Origin of the sequence: Chromobacterium sp. Beijing (genome assembly GCF_021496765.1) — a bacterium.
Lineage (GTDB): Bacteria > Pseudomonadota > Gammaproteobacteria > Burkholderiales > Chromobacteriaceae > Chromobacterium.
Genome location: NZ_CP053750.1, coordinates 4,237,842 through 4,254,722, shown reverse-complemented (window position 1 = coordinate 4,254,722; position 16,881 = coordinate 4,237,842). Strand labels below are relative to the sequence as shown.

The 16,881-nt window shown below is 65.9% G+C and carries 16 protein-coding genes; 7 read left to right on the top strand and 9 right to left on the bottom strand.

The annotated features are described in order from the left end of the window. Window positions 1-7: 7 nt before the first annotated feature. Window positions 8-982 carry a quinone oxidoreductase gene (locus HQN78_RS19755; protein WP_107801207.1) on the bottom strand — a complete coding sequence of 325 codons (975 nt, stop codon included), beginning with the start codon at window positions 980-982 and terminating at the stop codon, window positions 8-10. An 86-nt stretch (window positions 983-1,068) separates the two neighbouring features. After that, entirely contained in the window at window positions 1,069-1,644 is a 576-nt protein-coding gene (locus HQN78_RS19750; protein ID WP_107801208.1) for a YqiA/YcfP family alpha/beta fold hydrolase, read from the bottom strand. A gap of 203 nt (window positions 1,645-1,847) precedes the next feature. Between HQN78_RS19750 and HQN78_RS19745 the strand changes: the two genes are divergently transcribed. Then, entirely contained in the window at window positions 1,848-2,267 is a 420-nt protein-coding gene (locus HQN78_RS19745) for a hypothetical protein (protein ID WP_043589344.1), read from the top strand. Between the two features lie 23 nt (window positions 2,268-2,290). Here HQN78_RS19745 and HQN78_RS19740 read toward each other — a convergent pair whose 3' ends face one another. Continuing rightward, window positions 2,291-2,911: a tetratricopeptide repeat protein gene (locus HQN78_RS19740; protein WP_107801209.1), complete on the bottom strand. Its 621-nt coding sequence runs from the start codon at window positions 2,909-2,911 to the stop codon at window positions 2,291-2,293. 363 nt (window positions 2,912-3,274) lie between these two features. Between HQN78_RS19740 and HQN78_RS19735 the strand changes: the two genes are divergently transcribed. Continuing rightward, a complete protein-coding gene (locus HQN78_RS19735; RefSeq protein ID WP_107801210.1) occupies window positions 3,275-4,054 on the top strand; it encodes an EAL domain-containing protein in 780 nt (259 codons plus the stop codon). On the opposite strand, the gene HQN78_RS19730 is transcribed toward HQN78_RS19735, so the two are convergent. Beyond that, on the bottom strand, window positions 4,009-5,208 hold the full coding sequence (locus HQN78_RS19730; RefSeq protein WP_235085731.1) for an MFS transporter: 1,200 nt from the start codon (window positions 5,206-5,208) through the stop codon (window positions 4,009-4,011). The genes HQN78_RS19735 and HQN78_RS19730 overlap by 46 nt on opposite strands. A gap of 118 nt (window positions 5,209-5,326) precedes the next feature. Between HQN78_RS19730 and HQN78_RS19725 the strand changes: the two genes are divergently transcribed. Further along, window positions 5,327-6,214 (top strand): LysR family transcriptional regulator, encoded by an 888-nt coding sequence (locus HQN78_RS19725; RefSeq protein ID WP_227105717.1) that lies wholly within the window; start codon window positions 5,327-5,329, stop codon window positions 6,212-6,214. Window positions 6,215-6,232: 18 nt separating this feature from the next. On the opposite strand, the gene HQN78_RS19720 is transcribed toward HQN78_RS19725, so the two are convergent. Beyond that, window positions 6,233-7,234, bottom strand: a complete 1,002-nt coding sequence (locus tag HQN78_RS19720; RefSeq protein WP_107801212.1) for a PHB depolymerase family esterase — start codon at window positions 7,232-7,234, stop codon at window positions 6,233-6,235. 336 nt (window positions 7,235-7,570) lie between these two features. Here HQN78_RS19720 and HQN78_RS19715 point away from each other — a divergent pair, with 336 nt between their 5' ends. After that, a complete protein-coding gene (locus tag HQN78_RS19715; RefSeq protein WP_107801213.1) occupies window positions 7,571-8,392 on the top strand; it encodes a M949_RS01915 family surface polysaccharide biosynthesis protein in 822 nt (273 codons plus the stop codon). 106 nt (window positions 8,393-8,498) lie between these two features. Then, window positions 8,499-9,506, top strand: coding sequence for a Fe2+-enterobactin ABC transporter substrate-binding protein (gene fepB / locus HQN78_RS19710; RefSeq protein WP_227105721.1), 1,008 nt, complete (start codon window positions 8,499-8,501; stop codon window positions 9,504-9,506). Window positions 9,507-9,957: 451 nt separating this feature from the next. Here the strand turns inward: fepB and HQN78_RS19705 are convergent, their stop codons facing one another. Together HQN78_RS19705 and HQN78_RS19700 are read right to left on the bottom strand one after the other, a co-directional pair. Further along, window positions 9,958-10,665: a pseudouridine synthase gene (locus HQN78_RS19705; protein WP_107802064.1), complete on the bottom strand. Its 708-nt coding sequence runs from the start codon at window positions 10,663-10,665 to the stop codon at window positions 9,958-9,960. A gap of 52 nt (window positions 10,666-10,717) precedes the next feature. Then, window positions 10,718-12,634 carry a diguanylate cyclase gene (locus tag HQN78_RS19700; protein WP_235085729.1) on the bottom strand — a complete coding sequence of 639 codons (1,917 nt, stop codon included), beginning with the start codon at window positions 12,632-12,634 and terminating at the stop codon, window positions 10,718-10,720. Window positions 12,635-12,969: 335 nt separating this feature from the next. Here HQN78_RS19700 and HQN78_RS19695 point away from each other — a divergent pair, with 335 nt between their 5' ends. Further along, window positions 12,970-13,557, top strand: coding sequence for a TetR/AcrR family transcriptional regulator (locus tag HQN78_RS19695; protein ID WP_107801222.1), 588 nt, complete (start codon window positions 12,970-12,972; stop codon window positions 13,555-13,557). A gap of 141 nt (window positions 13,558-13,698) precedes the next feature. Here the strand turns inward: HQN78_RS19695 and HQN78_RS19690 are convergent, their stop codons facing one another. Next, on the bottom strand, window positions 13,699-14,835 hold the full coding sequence (locus tag HQN78_RS19690) for a PilT/PilU family type 4a pilus ATPase (protein ID WP_048412756.1): 1,137 nt from the start codon (window positions 14,833-14,835) through the stop codon (window positions 13,699-13,701). A 45-nt stretch (window positions 14,836-14,880) separates the two neighbouring features. Then, a complete protein-coding gene (locus HQN78_RS19685) occupies window positions 14,881-15,918 on the bottom strand; it encodes a type IV pilus twitching motility protein PilT (RefSeq protein WP_043589321.1) in 1,038 nt (345 codons plus the stop codon). A 267-nt stretch (window positions 15,919-16,185) separates the two neighbouring features. On the opposite strand from HQN78_RS19685, the gene HQN78_RS19680 reads away from it, so the two are divergent. Beyond that, window positions 16,186-16,878, top strand: a complete 693-nt coding sequence (locus HQN78_RS19680) for a YggS family pyridoxal phosphate-dependent enzyme (protein WP_227105727.1) — start codon at window positions 16,186-16,188, stop codon at window positions 16,876-16,878. Window positions 16,879-16,881 lie beyond the last annotated feature (3 nt).

Below are 16,881 nucleotides of genomic sequence, written 5' to 3'. Positions count from 1 at the left end.
CGCCGGCTCAAGGCAGCAAGATGATGGAGCCGCTGGTCTTGCGTCCTTCCAGATCGCGGTGCGCCTGCGCCGCCTCGGCCAGAGGATAGCGATGCGAAGGCGCCACCTTGATCCTGCCGTCCGCCACCCGTTCGAACAGCGCCTGGGCCGAAGCCTCCAGCTCCGCGCGGCTGGCGATGTAATCGGCCAGCTTGGGCCGGGTGAAGAACAGAGAGCCGCGGCTGGTCAATTCCAGCGGCGCGAACGGCGGCACCGCGCCGGAGGCGTTGCCGAAGCTGACCAGCATGCCGCGCGGGCTCAGGCTGGCCAGCGAGATCTGGAAAGTGTCCTTGCCCACCGAATCGTAAACCACCGGCACGCCCTGGCCGCCGGTGATCTCGCTCACCCTGGCCACCACGTCTTCGCGGCTGTAATTGATCACATGCTGGCAGCCCAAACCGCGCACGATGTCGGCCTTGGCGTCGGAGCCGACGGTGCCGATCACCGTCGCGCCCAGCGCCGTCAGCCACTGCACCGCGATCTGGCCGACGCCGCCGGCGGCGGCGTGCCACAGCACGGTCTGCCCCGGCCGCACCGGGTAGCTGCGCTGCACCAGATACTCCACGGTCATGCCCTGCAACATCATGCAGGCGGCGGATTCGTCGCTGATGCCGTCGGGAATCTTCACCAGCACCGCCGCCGGCAACAGCCGTTCGCTGCTGTAAGCGCCCAGCGGGCCGCCGGCGTATGCGACGCGGTCGCCCACCGCCAGGCCAGACACCTCCGGCCCCAGCGCCTCCACCACCCCCGCCGCTTCCTGGCCCAGGCCGGACGGCAGCGGCAGCGGATACAGGCCGCTGCGCTGATAGGTGTCGATGAAGTTGACGCCGATGGCGGTGTGACGCACCCGCACCTGGCCCGGTCCCGGCGCGGCCAGCGTCTGGCTCTGCAAGCCCAGTACTTCCGGCCCGCCGGTATGGGAGAAAACGATGGCTTGAGTCATGGCGGCCTCCTCGGCGCAAAAAATCCAGTGTGCGGCAGCGCCTTCCCCCGGACAAGCCACTGTCGCAGAACAGACTGTTTCGATGCTCAGGCCAATAATTGCCCGCGCCCCCAGGCCAGCGCCTCCGGCAAGATGCGCGGCCAGGCTTCAAGCCTGTGGTCGTCGCCGTTGAACACCGTCTGACGGCAGTCCAGATACAGCGCGGCCGCTTCGCGCCAGTCCAGCACCTCGTCGCGGCTGCCCAACAGCAGCCAGTAACGGCGCGCGGACGGCTGCGCCACGCGCTGCGCCAGCAAGGCCCGCATGTCGGCGTCGCTCAGGGTATAGACCACGCCGGTATAGGGATTGGTTTGCTCGCCGATGAAGCGCGCCAGGTCGTCGTAAGGCCGCACCGCCGGGTTGATCAGCACCGCCGGGCGTTGATGACGCTCGGCCAGAAACGTGGCGTAATACCCGCCGAGGGAGCTGCCGATCAACAGGGTGTCGGCCGGCAAGGAGGCCACCAGGGCGGACGCCTGCTCAATCGCCTCGGCCGGATGCGGCGACAGCTGCGGACAATGCAGGGTCGCATCGAAAGCGTTCTGTTGCAGATAAGCGGCGGTTTCGTTCGCCTTCAGCGATTGCGGACCGGAGTTGAAGCCGTGCAGGTAAACAATATGCATGCGGATGGGAACAAACGGAAAAGAAAGAGTTCATTCTAAATGGCCATCGTCCCAAGAAAAACCCTGGCAGCCGCGGCTGGCAACCGTCCTTTCGACGGGCTTGCCAATACATTCGCATGAATGATACAAAAACGCGGAAAAAATAATAAAACCGACGATTTATGCCATTGAGCGCGGTTTACAAAGATAACAGGAGAACATTAATGCTTGCCACCCTGCCGGACAACGCCCTCGTCGCCGACGCCACCACCACCAAGCCTTACTCCGTCGCCAGCCTGATCATGGCTTGCGGCTTTCTGCACCACAGCGCGCAGGCCTTTCTCGACGACGTGCGCGCCGATCAGGCGCTGATCCGTTCCGGCTTCTGCCCCCGTCACCATGTGCATGTGGACCGCGACGGCCAAGCCACGGTGGACGGCTTCGTCCACGAACAAGTGGGTTTGTTGCTGCAACACAACGCCTCCCTGCATTTCGCCCTGCATGAGATGCTGATGCAGTTTGGCCCGGACGCCTGCAACGACACCCTGGCCGGCATCATCGTGCGTGGCCTGCGCGGGGTTCAGGACTGGCAGGCCGCCTGCCAGTGCCTGGCGGCGATGCGCCGCGGGCCGGCCCGCGCCTGAAAGCCCGGCCTGGATTTCGAGGCCTATTTGGCCCTCTTGGCCAGATCCAGCGCCTTGAGTCTGGCGCCGACGTCGCCCTGAGCCGCCGCCTTGGCGTACCAGCGTATCGCCGCCGGCAGATCCCGCTCCACGCCGTCGCCGTGCTCGTACATGCTGGCGATCAGATATTGCGCGCCCATATCGCCCTGCTGCGCGGCTTTTTCGTACCAGTACGCGGCCAGCCGGTAGTCCTTGGCCGCGCCGCGGCCCAAGAAGTACTGGGTGCCCAGATCCAGCTCCGCCGGCAGATAATCCTGCCGCGCGGCCAACTGGAACCAGCGCGTCGCCTCGGTCTGCGACTTGGCCACTTGCTGGCCGCTTTCATACAGCGCGCCCAAGGCGTGCTGCGCCTGCGGCAGACCCGCGTCGGCAGCGCGGCGCAGCCAGCGCTCGCCCTGCGCCCGGTCCGGCGCGCCGCCTTCGCCGCGCCAATGCATCATCGCCAGGTCGAAAGCCGCCACCCGGTCGCCCGCCTGGGCCGCTTGCTCGAACTGCCGGCGCGCGGCGGCGAAATCGCCGCGCTGATAGCTGGCCCAGCCCGCCACGTCCGCGGCCAGGGACGCCAGCGCCCACGCCGCCCATATCCCGCCTGCCCACGCCTTCATCGCGCCTCTCCTCATCGGGCCCGTACTACCAAAGCTTAGAAGCTGTTCAAAGCCCGCTGAAGCGCCAATGCGCTACTGACGCATTCCGCTTTCTCAGCGGCGTTCGCCCTGTCCCGCTCTCGCTCGCGAAACTTTGAACAGACTCTTAGTCGGCGGCGGCCGGGAAATCTGTCGGCGGCGGCTCGCCGCCCAGCTTCCGGTCGATGAACTCCAGGAAGGCCGCGCCTTGGCCGGCACGTGCTTACGCTCGGGAAACACCGCGTGCAGCGGCAAGGGATAGCGCTCCAGCAGAGGCAGCAGCCGGCCGGTAGCCCGGCGCAATGCTTGCTATGCTGAAAGTCCATCCCGCGCGACTAAACCACCATGGCTCCACCCCTAGGCCCTCATCCCGAGCGACAGCTGTACCGCGACGCGGACGGCCGGTATTGCGCGCGTCTGGGCGGCTGTCAGCTCAGCAGCGTGTTCCAGCCCTTGTTCTACCGCAGCGGCGGCGTGTTCGGCTACGAGGCGCTGCTGCGCGTGCGGACGCAGGACGGCCAGACGCCGTCCCCCGACTCTTTTTTGTCCGGCCTGCCGCCGGAGCTGGCGCTGGAGGCCGATCAGCTGGCGCGGCTGATCCACATCCGCAATTTCGCGCAAAGCGGCCAATCCGGCTGCCTGTGCCTGAACCTGCTGGCCCAGACCGCGGTGGTGGACAACCACGGTCGCAATCACCTTCCCCTGCTGCAAGGCCTGCTGGACTCGCTGGAACTGGACAGCGGCGGCGTGATTTTCGAACTGCCGGAATACGAGGTGGAACACCACGGCCAACCGCTGATCAACAGCCTGCGCCTGACCGCCGAGGCCGGCTTCGGCCTGTCTGTGGACGATTTCGGCGCGGTGGCCGCTCGCCACGGCAAGGTCAAGTCGCTGTGCCCGGACCTGATCAAGATAGACCGCAGCCTGCTGCTGGACTATATGTCCGGCGAACGCCACCGGCTGCCGGTGCTGCTGGAGCTGGGCTGGCAGATAGGCTGCCGCATGGCGGTGGAAGGCATAGAAACCCGCGAGCAACACCAGGCGATGCAGGAACTGGGGGTCGAGCTCTACCAGGGCTTCTACCTGGGCAAGCCGGCCGAACTGCCGGTGACCTGCCAGCTGTGACCGGCGCGGTCCAGCCACAGGCTGAGCAAGGCCAGCGCGGCCAACGCCGCGCCCAGCCATACCGGCGCGCGCAGGCTCCAGCCGGCGTCCAACAAGACGCCCCCGCCCCAGGAACCCAGCATCAGACCCAGATTGACCACCGACATGTGCAGGCTGTTCACCATAGGCCCGCTGCCGCCGGCGCGCACCACCCGCGCCACCATCGCCGGATTCATCGGCAGGCCGGCCAGGCCCAATAGCAGCACGCACGCCGCCGTCGCCGCCTGCCATTGCGCCAGCAAGGCCAACGCCACCAGGGCAGCCAGCAAGACCAGCAGACCGCCGCGCAGCACGGTGCGGGTGTGGCTGTCCGCCAGGCGGCCGCTGAACAGATTGCCGAGCACCGTCGCCAGCCCGTAAGCGGCGAACAGCCAGGGCAGCGCCGAAGCGGCGAAGCCGCTGACCCGGGTGAACAAGGGCGCCAGATAAGTGAAGGCGGCGAACACCGCGCCTATGATCAGGCCGCTGCTCAGATAAGCCGCCCATAGGCTGGGTCGCGCCAGCCGGCGGCCCTCCTCGCCCAGACTCAAGGTCTGCGGACGGACGCCGGACGGCGTCAGCGCGGCGATGCCCGCCGCGGCCAACGCCACCATGCCCGCCACCAGCCAAAAACTCACACGCCAGCCCCAGCTCTGATCCACCCAGGCCGCCAGCGGCAGGCCGGCCACCGAAGCCAGCATCAGGCCGTTGAGCACCAGCGCGGCGGCGCGCGCCACCCGGTGTTCGCCCACCAGTTCCGCCGCCAAGGCCAGGGCCACGCCGAAGAAAGCCGATTGCGCCACGCCGCAGATCAGCCGCGACCACAGCATCTGCCCGTAATCGCCGGCCAGCGCGCCCAAAGCCTGCCCGGCCAGGAACAACAGCAACAGACCGATCAAGCTGTGCTTGCGCCGCGCCGAACGCAGCAGCCAAGTCAGCGCCGGCCCGCCCAGGACCACGCTGGCGGCGAAGGCCGATACCAGATTGCCCACCGCCGGCAAGCCGACGCCCAGGGCCGCCGCCAACGACGGCATCATCCCCGCCACCATGAACTCCGACGTCGCCATCGCAAAAATGCATAAGCCCAACAGATACACCGTCGCCGGCATTGCCGACTCGCCGCTATTGCCTGTCATCCCGCTTCTCCCGTATCGCACATGAACGAGGGCTTATGCTAGATTCCTTGGCGATACGGAAAAATAGTCTTCAATTCCATACATAACGGAACTGGATTCCGTAATTTCGAGGCAAGCCATGGAAAAAATGAGCGGCATCGAGCTGTTCGCCCATATCGCCCAGCAAGGCAGCCTGGTGGCCGCCGGACGGCAATTGGGCATTTCCGCCTCCGCCGCCGGCAAAGGCCTGGCGAGGCTGGAGGCGCGCTTGGGCGCGCGTCTGGTTCAACGCAGCACCCGGCGGCTGACCTTGACCCCGGCCGGCGAGCAATACCTGCAACGTTGCCTGCGCATTCTGGACGAAGTGGAAACGGCGGAGCGCGAGTTGCAACAAGAGCAGGCCGCGCCGCGCGGCCGGCTGAAGGTGGGCCTGCCGCACGAATGCGGCGTGCTGGCCCCGCTGCTGGCCGCTTTCATGCAAGACTATCCGGAGATCGAACTGGATCTGGACTACAGCGACCGTCTGGTGGACGTGATAGGCGAAGGCTTCGATGTGGTGATTCGCGGCGGCGAACCGGGAGACTCGCGCTTAAGCGCGCGGCGGCTGGGCGCTTATCGCATGCGGCTGGTGGCCGCGCCGGCCTACTTCGCCCGCTGCGGCGAGCCGGCGTCGCCGATGGATCTGACGAAGCACCGCTGCCTGCATTACCGCTATCCGCGCAGCGGCAAACTGGCGCCGTGGCCGCTGGCCGGCCAGGATGAAGACGCGCCGGCGCTGCCGGTCCATGCCTGCGCCAATACCGGCGACGCGCTGATCCAGCTGGCGGAGCAAGGCGCCGGCATCGCCTGCCTGCCGGACTTCACCGTGCGCCGCCAACTGGCGGACGGACGGCTGCGGGCGCTGCCGGAAGCCTGGGCCGAGCGCAGCGGCGTCCTTTATCTGCTATGGCCCGGTTCGCCCTATCCGCCGCCGCGGCTGCGCGCCTTCATCGACTTCTTCGCCAAACGCGGCTTCCCCGGCGGCTGAACCCCGCCGGACTCTGGCTCAGGGCGCCGACACCAGCCGGTCCGCCATCGCCTTGATCGCCCGCATCTGCACCCCGTTCTTCCAGGCGAAATTCACGCCGGTATAGCCGAACCAGTCCCAGCAGCCGTTCGGGTTGCCCGGCGGCATCGCCGTGGTCTGCGGATACAACACGATGATGCGATTGCTGTCCGCCCATTCGTTGTAGCCGGCATGGCCGTAGAAAGCGTCGCCGACCGCGCCCGCGTACTGGCGGCAACCGTGCAGCGCCACATGCACCTTGCAGGATTCGCCCTCGGCGCAGGCGCGCGGCACATAGACATAGCCCTCGTCGGCCAGGCTGCTGCCCGGCGGCGCATACGGCTTCTGGTTGAAAGCGGACACCTGGCTGCTCAATTGGCCGGCGCGCGGCTGCAAGGGGCCGTAGATTTGCGTCAGGATAGCGCCGGCCTGGTCGTAGCCTTCGCCCTTCCAGTCGCAATGGTTGACGTAAGGCGACTTGGTCTCGCCGCAGTCATTGCCGTAAGCCGGCGTGATCTGGGCATGGCCGGCCGGCAGGCTGCGCAGGTAGTCGATGCTCGCCGCCGGCACCCCCAGCTTGCGGAAGTAACGCTCGGCGCTGTCCACCACCGCCGTCTTGACGGTATTGTCCTGGCTGCCGCTGAACAGATAGACGCGGCGCTTGGCCAGGTTGGACAAGGGATCGATCTGTCCCGCCAGCGCGAACTGCTGCGTCGCCAGCACCAGGCCGCCCACTGCCGGCGGCGGACCGCTCATGCAGGCCGGCGCGCCCGCCAGCATGCCCTTGGAACAATAGTAAGGCCCGCCCGCCACCACGCCGACGCCTCGCACCGAGGCGGAAAACGCCACCTGATACTGCACCGCCATGAAGGCGCCGGACGACAGACCGGACACCGATGACTGCCGCGCGTCGCCGCGATACGCCGGCAGCGGCTCCGCCGCCGCCATCTGCGCCAGCGTCAACGCCAGCGCCCCAGCCCACCACCAAGCAGGTTTCAACATAAGCCCTCCTTAAAGAACCCGTTCCCTGTCCGCCCCGCGTCATCAAACGCGACACGGCGAGCGCGGCTTTGAAACGCCCATGAGCCACGAGCGTTCCGCGTGCTCGGCTGCGTCGCCTTCGCTCGCGAGACTTTGAACAGACTGCGGTATCGCGCGAGGATCGCGCTCCCGCCTGGATTATGGCGTCCCCAGCCGGCAAAAATCACCCCAATGTCATGAATCGTCGGCAAATCGGTCAGTTCCCGCCCTACCCCCAACCCCTCTCTGCCGCCGGAGCTGTTCCGCGTCGCTGGTATTCCGTACTATTCCAGTTTCATCAATGACAAGAAGAACGGCATGCCCCCGCTCCCCGCTCCCCGCACCGCCGGCCTGCGCGTCTCGCTGTTGCTCGGCCTGACGCTGACGCTCGCCGCCTGCAAACCCCAGCCGCCTCCGCCCGCCGCCGAGCCGGCCGACACCGCCAGCGCGCCGTCCGTCGCCGGCCAAGTGCGACGCCTGAGCGCCGTGCCGGCCGGCGTCGAGCTGCGCGGCAAGCTGACCGCCGCCTACGGCTGGACGGACAGCGCCGGCGAGCACGTGCTGGTGCTGGCGGAGCGACAGGAAGCGCGCGGCGCCGACGGCGCGCAGAGCGCGACGCTCTACGCCGCGCAATACACGCTGGGCCAGGATAGGCCGCGACGGCAGTGGATGCTCAGCGACGGCGTGACGCGCTGCGAGTTCGACGCCAGCGCGACCTTCGATCTGGCCTCCATTGCTTTTCCGGACCTCAACCGCGACGGCGCGCTGGAAACGGTGGTCGGCTATCGCAGCGCTTGCGCCAGCGACGTCAGCCCCAACGACTACAAGCTGATTCTTCACGCCGGCAAAGCCAAATACGGCCTGCGCGGCCTGGATCGCCAGGGCGTGCGCTGGCTGGATCCGGACAGCGGCCACCTGACCGGCCTGCCGCTGCCCGAGGACTGCAGCCCGCAGGGCCAGCGGGCGCTGCAGGCCAAGGGCTGGGAGAAAGACTTCGAACCGCCCTATCTGCCCGGCTGTTACACCGACGAAAACGACTTCGCCGCGGCGCCGCCGGCTTTTGCCCGCCACATGCGCCAGCAGTGGTTCGCGCTGATGCGGCATCAGGAAGACAACTGGCTCAAGCAACAACAGGAATGAGCGCGCGGCTTGCGGCCCTCGCAAACCTGCCCTTCGGTAATTATGATAATAATTCTTGTTTGCAATAAAATCGGAGCCACCACCCGCGTCTATCCTAAGGATTTTCATGGCTTCCGATTTTTCCCGCCCGCGCCGCGCCGCGCTGCGCTTATGGCTAAGCGCCGGCCTGGCTCTGGCCTTGAGCGCCTGCGGCGCGCCTGAGCAAAGCGCCGACGCCTCCGCCGCCGCCGCCGGCCAGTGGCCGCGCACCTTGAGCACGCCCAAGGGTCCGTTGACGCTGGAGCGGCCGCCGCTGCGCATCGTGTCCACCAGCGTGACCCTGACCGGCACCCTGCTCGCCATCAATGCCCCGGTAGTGGCCAGCGGCGGCAGCGCCGCCAATTCCAAAGTCACCGACGGCCAGGGCTTCTTCACCCAATGGGGGGCCGTGGCCAAGCAACGGGGCGTGCAGCCGCTTTACCAGGGCGAGCCCAATGCCGAAGCCATCATCGCCGCCCAGCCGGACCTGATCGTGATGGCCGGCACCGGCGGCGACTCCGCGCTGAAGCTGTACGAGCAATTAAGCCAGATGGCGCCGACTCTGGTGGTCAATTACGACGACAAGAGCTGGCAGGAGCTGGCGACGCTGCTGGGACGCGCCAGCGGCCGCGAGGCCGACGCCCAGGCGGTGATCGCCCGTTTCGACGCCGAAGTCGCGCAGTTGAAAAGCAAGCTGAAGCTGCCGCCGCAGCCCACCGCCGCCATGGTGTACAGCGAGGACGGTTCCGGGGCCAATCTGTGGACGCCGGAATCGGCCCAAGGCAAGCTGCTGCAAGCGCTGGGCTTTACGCTCGCCACCGCGCCGGACAGCGTCAAGGGCAACACCAGCCAGGGCGTGCGCCGCGACATCGTGCAGCTGTCCGGCGAGAAATTCGCCGAAGGGCTGCGCGGCAACAGCATCCTGCTGTTCAACGCCGACGCGCCCAGCGTGCCCAAGGTGCTGGCCAATCCCTTCCTGGCCGGCAACGCCGCGGTGCGCGGCAAGCAGGTCTACGCCGCCGGCTTCGACACCTTCCGCCTGGATTACTACAGCTCGCGCAATCTGCTGGCGCGGCTGGCGCGGCAATTCCAATAGCCGGCAGCGGCCGGCTTCCTTCCCGACAGGCTCGCGCCCGACACGGCGCGGGCCTGTTTTCACATTGATCGCCGCCATCCGGCGCCGCCTTCTCCATGAGCCGCCTTCCCATTACGGAGCCGTGTAATTTTTTTAAGTAAATAAACAATGTTAATCATTAAATAAATTACATTAATGGCAATCGATGGAAAAGCATCGATAGCAAAGCCTATTTAGCCCCCCATATGAAATCACGGCCAAATCAGGAGGCTCCCACCACAAGCGCCGCTTGTCAGGCGCAAAAAAGCCCCGGGCGCGGACGCGCCTCGGGGCACTTCAATGCATTCCATGCCGCGATCAACTTGATGAGCGGCCATGCCGGCGCGCGGCGCCGCGCCGCGCGACAAAAAAAGGCCGCCTTGAAAGGCGGCCTGTTCGGCATGCGGCGCTTATTGCCGCCAAGCGGGATGATTCACGACCAACCCAGGCTGGCCAGCTCCTCCGCGCTCAGATGCCGCCATTCGCCCTGCGGCAGCTCGCCCAGCGCCACGCTGCCCAGGCTGATGCGGTGCAGCTGTTCCACCCGGTTGCTGGCCGCCGCCACCATGCGTTTGACCTGGTGATACTTGCCCTGGGTGATGGTCAGCAGAATCACATGGCTGTCCAGCCGCTCTATGCTGTCGGCGGCGAACTCCGCGCCTTCGTCGTTCAGATAAACCCCGCTTTGCAGCTTGGCGATGAACTCCTCGCTGGCCGCGTGTTTCAGCGTCACCTGGTAGCACTTGGGTACCAGCTTCTTGGGCGAGCTGAGCGCGTGCACGAACTGGCCGTCGTTGGTCAGCAGGATCAGGCCGGTGGTGTCCACGTCCAGCCGGCCCACGGCGGTGATGCCCAGATTGCCGAACTGATAAGGCAGCAGCCGATAGATGCCGGGATTGTGCTGCGGCTTGTGCGAGGTTTCGTAATTGGGGGGCTTGTGGAACAGCAAGTAGAGCGGCCCGGTCACCACGTCCCAGGGCTTGTCGTCCACCACCAGTTGCCGGATATCGGCCAGTTCCACCTGCTGACGGTAGTTGTCGACGATCTCGCCATTGAGTTCGACCAGGCCGTAGTCGATCAGCTGCCGGCATTCCTTGCGGCCGCCAAAGCCTTGTTGTTGCAGTAGTCGGTAAAGTTCCATCAGCGGATGGTAGCACACCGCCCCCGACGCGCCAGGCCGCCAAGCCGGAGCGTCAGGACACCAGCGGACGCATGGGATCCGCCACGCACACCCGGTCGCGCCCTTCCTTCTTGGCGCGGTACAAGGCCGCGTCGGCGGCGGCCACCACGCTGCCGGCGTCGGTGCCGTGCAGCGGGCACAGCGCCAGCCCCACCGACAAGGTGACGCGGATATCGTGCCCGCCGGCCACGATGGGCAGAACGCGCACATCGTGGCACAGCTGGCGCGCCTTGGCGTAGGCGTCGTTCAGCGACGCGCCGGGCAGCAGGATGAAGAACTCTTCGCCGCCGTAGCGGCACACGATGTCGCCGCTGCGGAAGGCGTCGCTCAGATGCGCCGCCAGCGCCGTCAGCACCGCGTCGCCGCAAGGGTGGCCATACCGGTCGTTGATCTGCTTGAAATGATCGGCGTCGACCATCAACACCGCCACGTCCCTGTGCACCGCCAGCATATGGCTGAGGATGCGCGGCAGAATATCGTCCAGATGACGGCGGTTGAACAGGCCGGTCAGCGGATCGCGCAACGCTTGCTCGCGCAAGCCCTGTTGCAGCAGTTCTATTTCATTCAGGTTCTGACGCAGCGCCTGGTTGGCCTGCAGCAAATCCTGCTCCAGCTGTTTGCGCTCGCTGATGTCGTTGACGCCGTTGATCACAAACCAGCCGTCGTCGGCCCTCACCACGGAACAGGAGATCAGCGCCCAGAACTCCCGGCCGTCGGCGGCGCGCAGCCGCACTTCGCGGTCGCGCACGCAACCGCCTACGCGCAGCAGCGCGGACACGCGCTCGCGCTCGGTTGGATCCACGTAGAAGTCCTGCACCCGCAGCGGCCGCCCGGGCGCCAGACGTTCGCGGAACAGCTCCTCGGCGCGGGCATTGGCGTAGATCAGTTCGCCGCCCTGCAAACGGTTCATCGCCAAGGGGAAGGGCGCGGCGTCGGCCATCAGGCGCAAACGCGCCTCGCTGTCCGCCAGTTCGCGGGTGCGGGCGCGGACCTTGCCCTCCAATTGGCGATTGACGCCGCGCAGCCTGGCCTCGGTGCGTCGCAGATCCACCGCCAGCGCGCCGAACACCAGCAAGGTGGTGGTCTGGATCAGCATCAGCATGCTGAGAGTCAGCAATGCCTGCTCGCCGTGCCCAAAAGCGCCGTGGCCGGACACGCCGCCGGCCAGAGCCAGCAGCAAAATCCCCAGCGACAGGCCATGGGCCAGCCGCAAGCGCTGGCGAAACGCGAACCACAGCAGAGGCAGGCTGAAGCAATAAGGCAGGGCGGCATAGCGTCCGGTGCTGTCGTCTATGCCCAGCATGGCCAGGCCGGCGACCAGCAAGGTCAGCCAGGCGGTCAAACCGTCCAGCGAGCCGAGGCCGCCGTGGCCTTCGCCTGTCACCGCGCGCCTCAACAGCAGCAGACAGGGCGTCAGGCTGAAAATGCCGGCCAGGTCCGCCAACCACCAGGCGATGAAGTGACGCCCCAGCGGCAATAAGAGTTGCGGCTGGCCATGCAGCAGGGCCGCCGTGCCGCCCATGGCGGCAACGGCCGCGGCCAGCGCCGCGCCGGCGATGAAGGCCTGGACATAGGACAGGCTGTGCAAGGGCAGGCGCCGGCCGCAGCGGTAGCGCACCAGCAAGGCGCCCAACAAGCTGCCCACCGTATTGGCGCCGGCGATCAACAAGGCGTCCGCCAGCGGCAACTGGCGCGACAAGAGGCTAAACAGCAAAGACCCCGCCGCCAGCCCCATGCCGTAGCGCTGGCCGCCGCGCAAGGCGACCGCCATCGCCAGGCCGGCCGGAAACCAGGCCGGCGTCAGCCAGGTTTCCGCATTCATGAAGCCGGCCATCAATAGCCGCGCCAAGCCCCAATAGGCCGCGGCCACGCTCAGCTGCCGCCATGCGACCGCCCAAAAGCCCGCGGCGGCATCCCTCCATCGCTGCATGCTTGTCTCCACCCTCCCTCAGCGCACAGCCGCGACGGCCGGCGAATGGGGGAAACCATCCGTCCCCCGCGCGCCGGCTTGAGCGCGACCGGTGTTCCGGGCCGTCCCCGGAACGGGGAGCAAGGCGGGAAACGCCGCTTTTTAGTCAATATAGATATATTGGATAAATTCCGCCGTCATTCCTTGGCTTTCTTGACTGCCACGCACGCAGGGGGCGGGCGGGCTATCTTGCTGATTCACATCGCGATTGAATAAATGATAGCTATCATCTAAAACGGAATCACCGCTTCGTCATTGCGTTGCGCCACCCTACTAGCCGAACAGGAAGGTCAACGATGCGCTACAGCTCAACTCACAAGACCGAAACCCGTCAACGGATCCTGACCATGGCCTCGCTGCGTTTTCGAGCCGAAGGCGTGGCCAATGTCGGCATCGCCAATCTGATGGCCGATCTGGGACTGACCCACGGTGGTTTCTACGCCCACTTCCACAGCAAGGACGATCTGGTGGCGCAATCCTGTCGCCAGGCGCTGCTGGACATGAACGAGATTTGGCAGGCCCAACTGGAGCAGGCGCCCAACGGCGCCGGGCTGAAACGGCTGGCCAAGGATTATCTGAGCGCGGCGCACCGCGACTTTCCTGACTCCGGCTGCGCCGCCGCCGCGCTGGCCGGGGAGCTGGCCCGCCACGACAAAGCCACGCGCCAGGCGTTTTCCGAAGGCTTGCAGGCGCTGCTGCACACGCTGCGCCAGGCGCAACAATGCGACACGGCGGCCGGCTCGCGGCCGGCGCTGGCGCCCGAAGCCTGCCTGGCCCTGATGGTGGGCGCCTTGCTGCTGTCCCGCGCCATCTCGGACGAGACGCTGTCCGACCGGCTGCTGAAAACCGCGGCGGCGGCGCTGGCCCTGCAAGCCCGGGCGTAGAACCCGTTCAAAACCTCGCGGACAAGCGCGAGACAAAACCTTGCGGCGGAAGAAACGGAAGGAGCGCGCGGCGCGTGAGCGTGCTGAGACCTAGCCGCCGCGCGAGATCTCGCGCAGCGCAGCAGGTAGGAAACAGCCTCTTTAGACGATGTCGAGGTGGTCTATGCCTTCCAGCGGGTCCCTGGACTTGGAGCCTTCGCTGTAAAGCTTGATCTTCAGCCGCAGATCGTTGATGGAGTCGGCGTTGCGCAGAGCGTCCTCGTAGCTGATCAGATCCGCCTCGTACAGCTCGAACAAGGACTGGTCGAAGGTCTGCATGCCGGTCTCGCGCGAGCGGCCCATCACTTCCTTCAGACCGGCGATTTCGCCCTTGAAGATCATGTCGGACACCAGCGGGCTGTTGAGCAGGATTTCCACCGCCGCCACCCGGCCGCGGCCGCTTTTGATCGGCACCAGCCGCTGGGAAATGATGGAACGCATATTCAGCGACAAATCCATCAAGACCTGTTGATGACGCTCCTCGGGGAAGAAGTTGAGGATGCGGTCCAGCGCCTGGTTGGCGTTGTTGGCGTGCAGCGTGGCCAGGCACAGGTGGCCGGTTTCGGCGAACTGCAAGCCGTAGCCCATGGTTTCGCGGTCGCGGATCTCGCCCATCAGGATCACGTCCGGCGCCTGGCGCAGGGTGTTCTTCAAGGCGATGTCCCAATCATCGGTGTCCACGCCCACCTCGCGCTGGGTGATGATGGACTTTTTGTGCTGGTGCACGTATTCGATCGGATCTTCGATGGTGATGATGTGGTCGTGGTTGTGGCTGTTGCGCCAGTCCACCAGCGCGGCCAGCGAGGTGGATTTGCCCGAGCCGGTGCCGCCGACGAAGATCACCAGCCCGCGCTTGATCAGCGCGATGTCGCGCAAGACCAGCGGCAGGTTGAGCTGGTCGAAAGTGGGGATTTCGGTGTTGATCTTGCGCAACACCATGCCGGCGTGGCCCTGCTGCACATAGGCGCTGACGCGGAAGCGCCCCAGGCCCGGCGGATTGATCGCGAAGTTGGCCTCCTTCTTGGTTTCGAACTCCTCGGTCTGCCGGTCGTTCATCACCGCGCGCACCAATTCCTTGGTGTGCTGGGCGGACAGGGGCTGCGGCGCCACCGGTGTGATCTTGCCGTCTATCTTCATCGCCGGCGGGAAATCGGCGGCGATGAAGACATCGGAGGCGTTCTTGCCGGTGGCGTGCTTCAGCAGATCCAGTATGAACTTGGAAGCCTGGTCTTTTTCCATGATGAGGTCCCGCGGGTCGCCGTTCTAGTGTAGCGCAGCGCCCGCTCAGAATTGATCCTTGTTGGCGGCCTTTTGTCTGGCGTCCGCCGGCGACACCATATTGCGCCGCACCAGCTCCTGTAGACACTGGTCCAGCGTCTGCATGCCGTGCTGCTGACCGGTCTGGATCATGGAGTTGATCTGGGCGATCTTGTTCTCGCGGATCAGGTTGCGGATCGCCGGGGTGCCCAGCATGATTTCATGCGCGGCCACCCGCCCGCTGCCGTCCTTGGTCTTGAGCAGGGTCTGGGCGATCACCGCGCGCACCGATTCGGACAGCATCGAACGCACCATCTCCTTTTCCCCGGCCGGGAACACGTCGACGATACGGTCTATGGTCTTGGCGGCGGAGCTGGTGTGCAGGGTGCCGAACACCAGGTGGCCGGTTTCCGCCGCGGTCAGCGCCAGGCGTATGGTTTCCAGATCGCGCAATTCGCCCACCAGGATCACGTCCGGGTCTTCGCGCAGGGCGGACTTCAGCGCATTGGCGAAGCTGTGGGTCTGCAAGCCCAGCTCGCGCTGGTTGATCAGGCACTTCTTGCTGTCGTGGACGAACTCGATCGGATCCTCCACGGTCAGGATATGGGAGAAGTGGTTGTCGTTGATGAAATCAATCATCGCCGCCAGCGTGGTGGACTTGCCTGAGCCGGTGGGGCCGGTCACCAGCACCAGCCCGCGCGGAAAGGCGGCGATTTCCTGGAAGATCTTGGGCGCGCCCAGCTGCTCCAGCGACAGCACCTTGGACGGAATCACCCGGAACACCGCCCCCATGCCGCGGTTCTGCACGAAGGAGTTGACGCGGAAGCGGGCGATGCCGGGCAGGTCGAAGGAAAAGTCGCACTCGAAGGTGTCTTCGAAGATTTTGCGCTGGTAATCGTTCATGATGTCGTACACCATGTCGTGCACGTCATGGTGGTCCATCGGCGGCAGGTTGATGCGGCGGATGTCGCCGTTCACCCGGATCATCGGCGGCAGCCCGGCGGACAGGTGCAGGTCGGACGCCTTGTTCTTGACCGTAAAGGCCAAGAGCTCCGAAATTTCCATAATATAATCTCCACGATGACTGCGCCGCCGCCATGGTTTCAGCCGCCAGGCGACCACTTGAAAAATAATGAAGAACCGCCCGCGTCGGCGACGCGCCCGAACGAGACCCCGGCATTTCCGGCTCTGGCGCTGATTGTAAGCTCAACTCAGCCATTTGGGATATCGCCGTCACCCCTATTATTAATGATGCGCGGCCATGATTCTTTGTAGAAACCCCAAACCCGGGCAACAAGCCTCACCGCCCGCAGCAAACCATTTCTCGACGCCATGACAGACTCCATCTCCCAACCCTTGCAGCAAGTCCGCCAACGCCTGGCGGACGCGGAACACGCCGCCGGCCGTCCGGCGGGATCGGTGCGCTTGCTGGCCGTCAGCAAAACCTTCCCCGCCGCGGACATCGAGCAAGCCTATCTTGCCGGCCAGCGCGCCTTTGGTGAAAACTACGTGCAGGAATTGCAGCAGAAGGCCGAGGCGCTGGCCGGCCTGGAGATCGAATGGCACTTCATCGGCCCGATGCAATCCAATAAAACCCGAGCGGTGGCGGAATTGGCGCACTGGGCCCACTCGGTGGAGCGGCTGAAAATCGCGGAACGGCTGTCGGCGCAACGTCCGGCGGCGCTGCCGCCGCTGAACGTGTGCATTCAGGTGAACGTGTCCGGCGAGGCCAGCAAGAGCGGCTGCGCGCCGGAGCAGGCGCTGGAATTGGCGCGCGCGGTGGCGGCCTTGCCGCGTCTGACCCTGCGCGGCCTGATGTGCATCCCGGAACCCACGGAGGACACGGCGCGGCTGGCATCTCAGTTCGCCCAGCTGCGCAGGCTGCGCGAACGCCTGATCGCCGAAGGGCTGGCGCTGGACACGCTGTCCATGGGCATGTCCTCCGACATGGCCGTCGCCGTCGCCGAAGGCGCCACCCTGGTGCGGGTGGGCACGGCCATTTTCGGCGCGCGCCATTATCATTGAATG

What these genes read in the sequence shown, in the direction of transcription:
- HQN78_RS19730 (WP_235085731.1), bottom strand. Translation starts at nt 5,208, where the DNA reads ATGACAGGCAATAGCGGCGAGTCGGCAATGCCGGCGACGGTGTATCTG.
- HQN78_RS19690 (WP_048412756.1), bottom strand. Translation starts at nt 14,835, where the DNA reads ATGGAAAAAGACCAGGCTTCCAAGTTCATACTGGATCTGCTGAAGCAC.
- HQN78_RS19735 (WP_107801210.1), top strand. Translation starts at nt 3,275, where the DNA reads ATGGCTCCACCCCTAGGCCCTCATCCCGAGCGACAGCTGTACCGCGAC.
- HQN78_RS19750 (WP_107801208.1), bottom strand. Translation starts at nt 1,644, where the DNA reads ATGCATATTGTTTACCTGCACGGCTTCAACTCCGGTCCGCAATCGCTG.
- fepB (WP_227105721.1), top strand. Translation starts at nt 8,499, where the DNA reads ATGGCTTCCGATTTTTCCCGCCCGCGCCGCGCCGCGCTGCGCTTATGG.
- HQN78_RS19695 (WP_107801222.1), top strand. Translation starts at nt 12,970, where the DNA reads ATGCGCTACAGCTCAACTCACAAGACCGAAACCCGTCAACGGATCCTG.
- HQN78_RS19740 (WP_107801209.1), bottom strand. Translation starts at nt 2,911, where the DNA reads ATGAAGGCGTGGGCAGGCGGGATATGGGCGGCGTGGGCGCTGGCGTCC.
- HQN78_RS19755 (WP_107801207.1), bottom strand. Translation starts at nt 982, where the DNA reads ATGACTCAAGCCATCGTTTTCTCCCATACCGGCGGGCCGGAAGTACTG.
- HQN78_RS19700 (WP_235085729.1), bottom strand. Translation starts at nt 12,634, where the DNA reads ATGCAGCGATGGAGGGATGCCGCCGCGGGCTTTTGGGCGGTCGCATGG.
- HQN78_RS19685 (WP_043589321.1), bottom strand. Translation starts at nt 15,918, where the DNA reads ATGGAAATTTCGGAGCTCTTGGCCTTTACGGTCAAGAACAAGGCGTCC.
- HQN78_RS19720 (WP_107801212.1), bottom strand. Translation starts at nt 7,234, where the DNA reads ATGTTGAAACCTGCTTGGTGGTGGGCTGGGGCGCTGGCGTTGACGCTG.
- HQN78_RS19725 (WP_227105717.1), top strand. Translation starts at nt 5,327, where the DNA reads ATGGAAAAAATGAGCGGCATCGAGCTGTTCGCCCATATCGCCCAGCAA.
- HQN78_RS19715 (WP_107801213.1), top strand. Translation starts at nt 7,571, where the DNA reads ATGCCCCCGCTCCCCGCTCCCCGCACCGCCGGCCTGCGCGTCTCGCTG.
- HQN78_RS19680 (WP_227105727.1), top strand. Translation starts at nt 16,186, where the DNA reads ATGACAGACTCCATCTCCCAACCCTTGCAGCAAGTCCGCCAACGCCTG.
- HQN78_RS19705 (WP_107802064.1), bottom strand. Translation starts at nt 10,665, where the DNA reads ATGGAACTTTACCGACTACTGCAACAACAAGGCTTTGGCGGCCGCAAG.
- HQN78_RS19745 (WP_043589344.1), top strand. Translation starts at nt 1,848, where the DNA reads ATGCTTGCCACCCTGCCGGACAACGCCCTCGTCGCCGACGCCACCACC.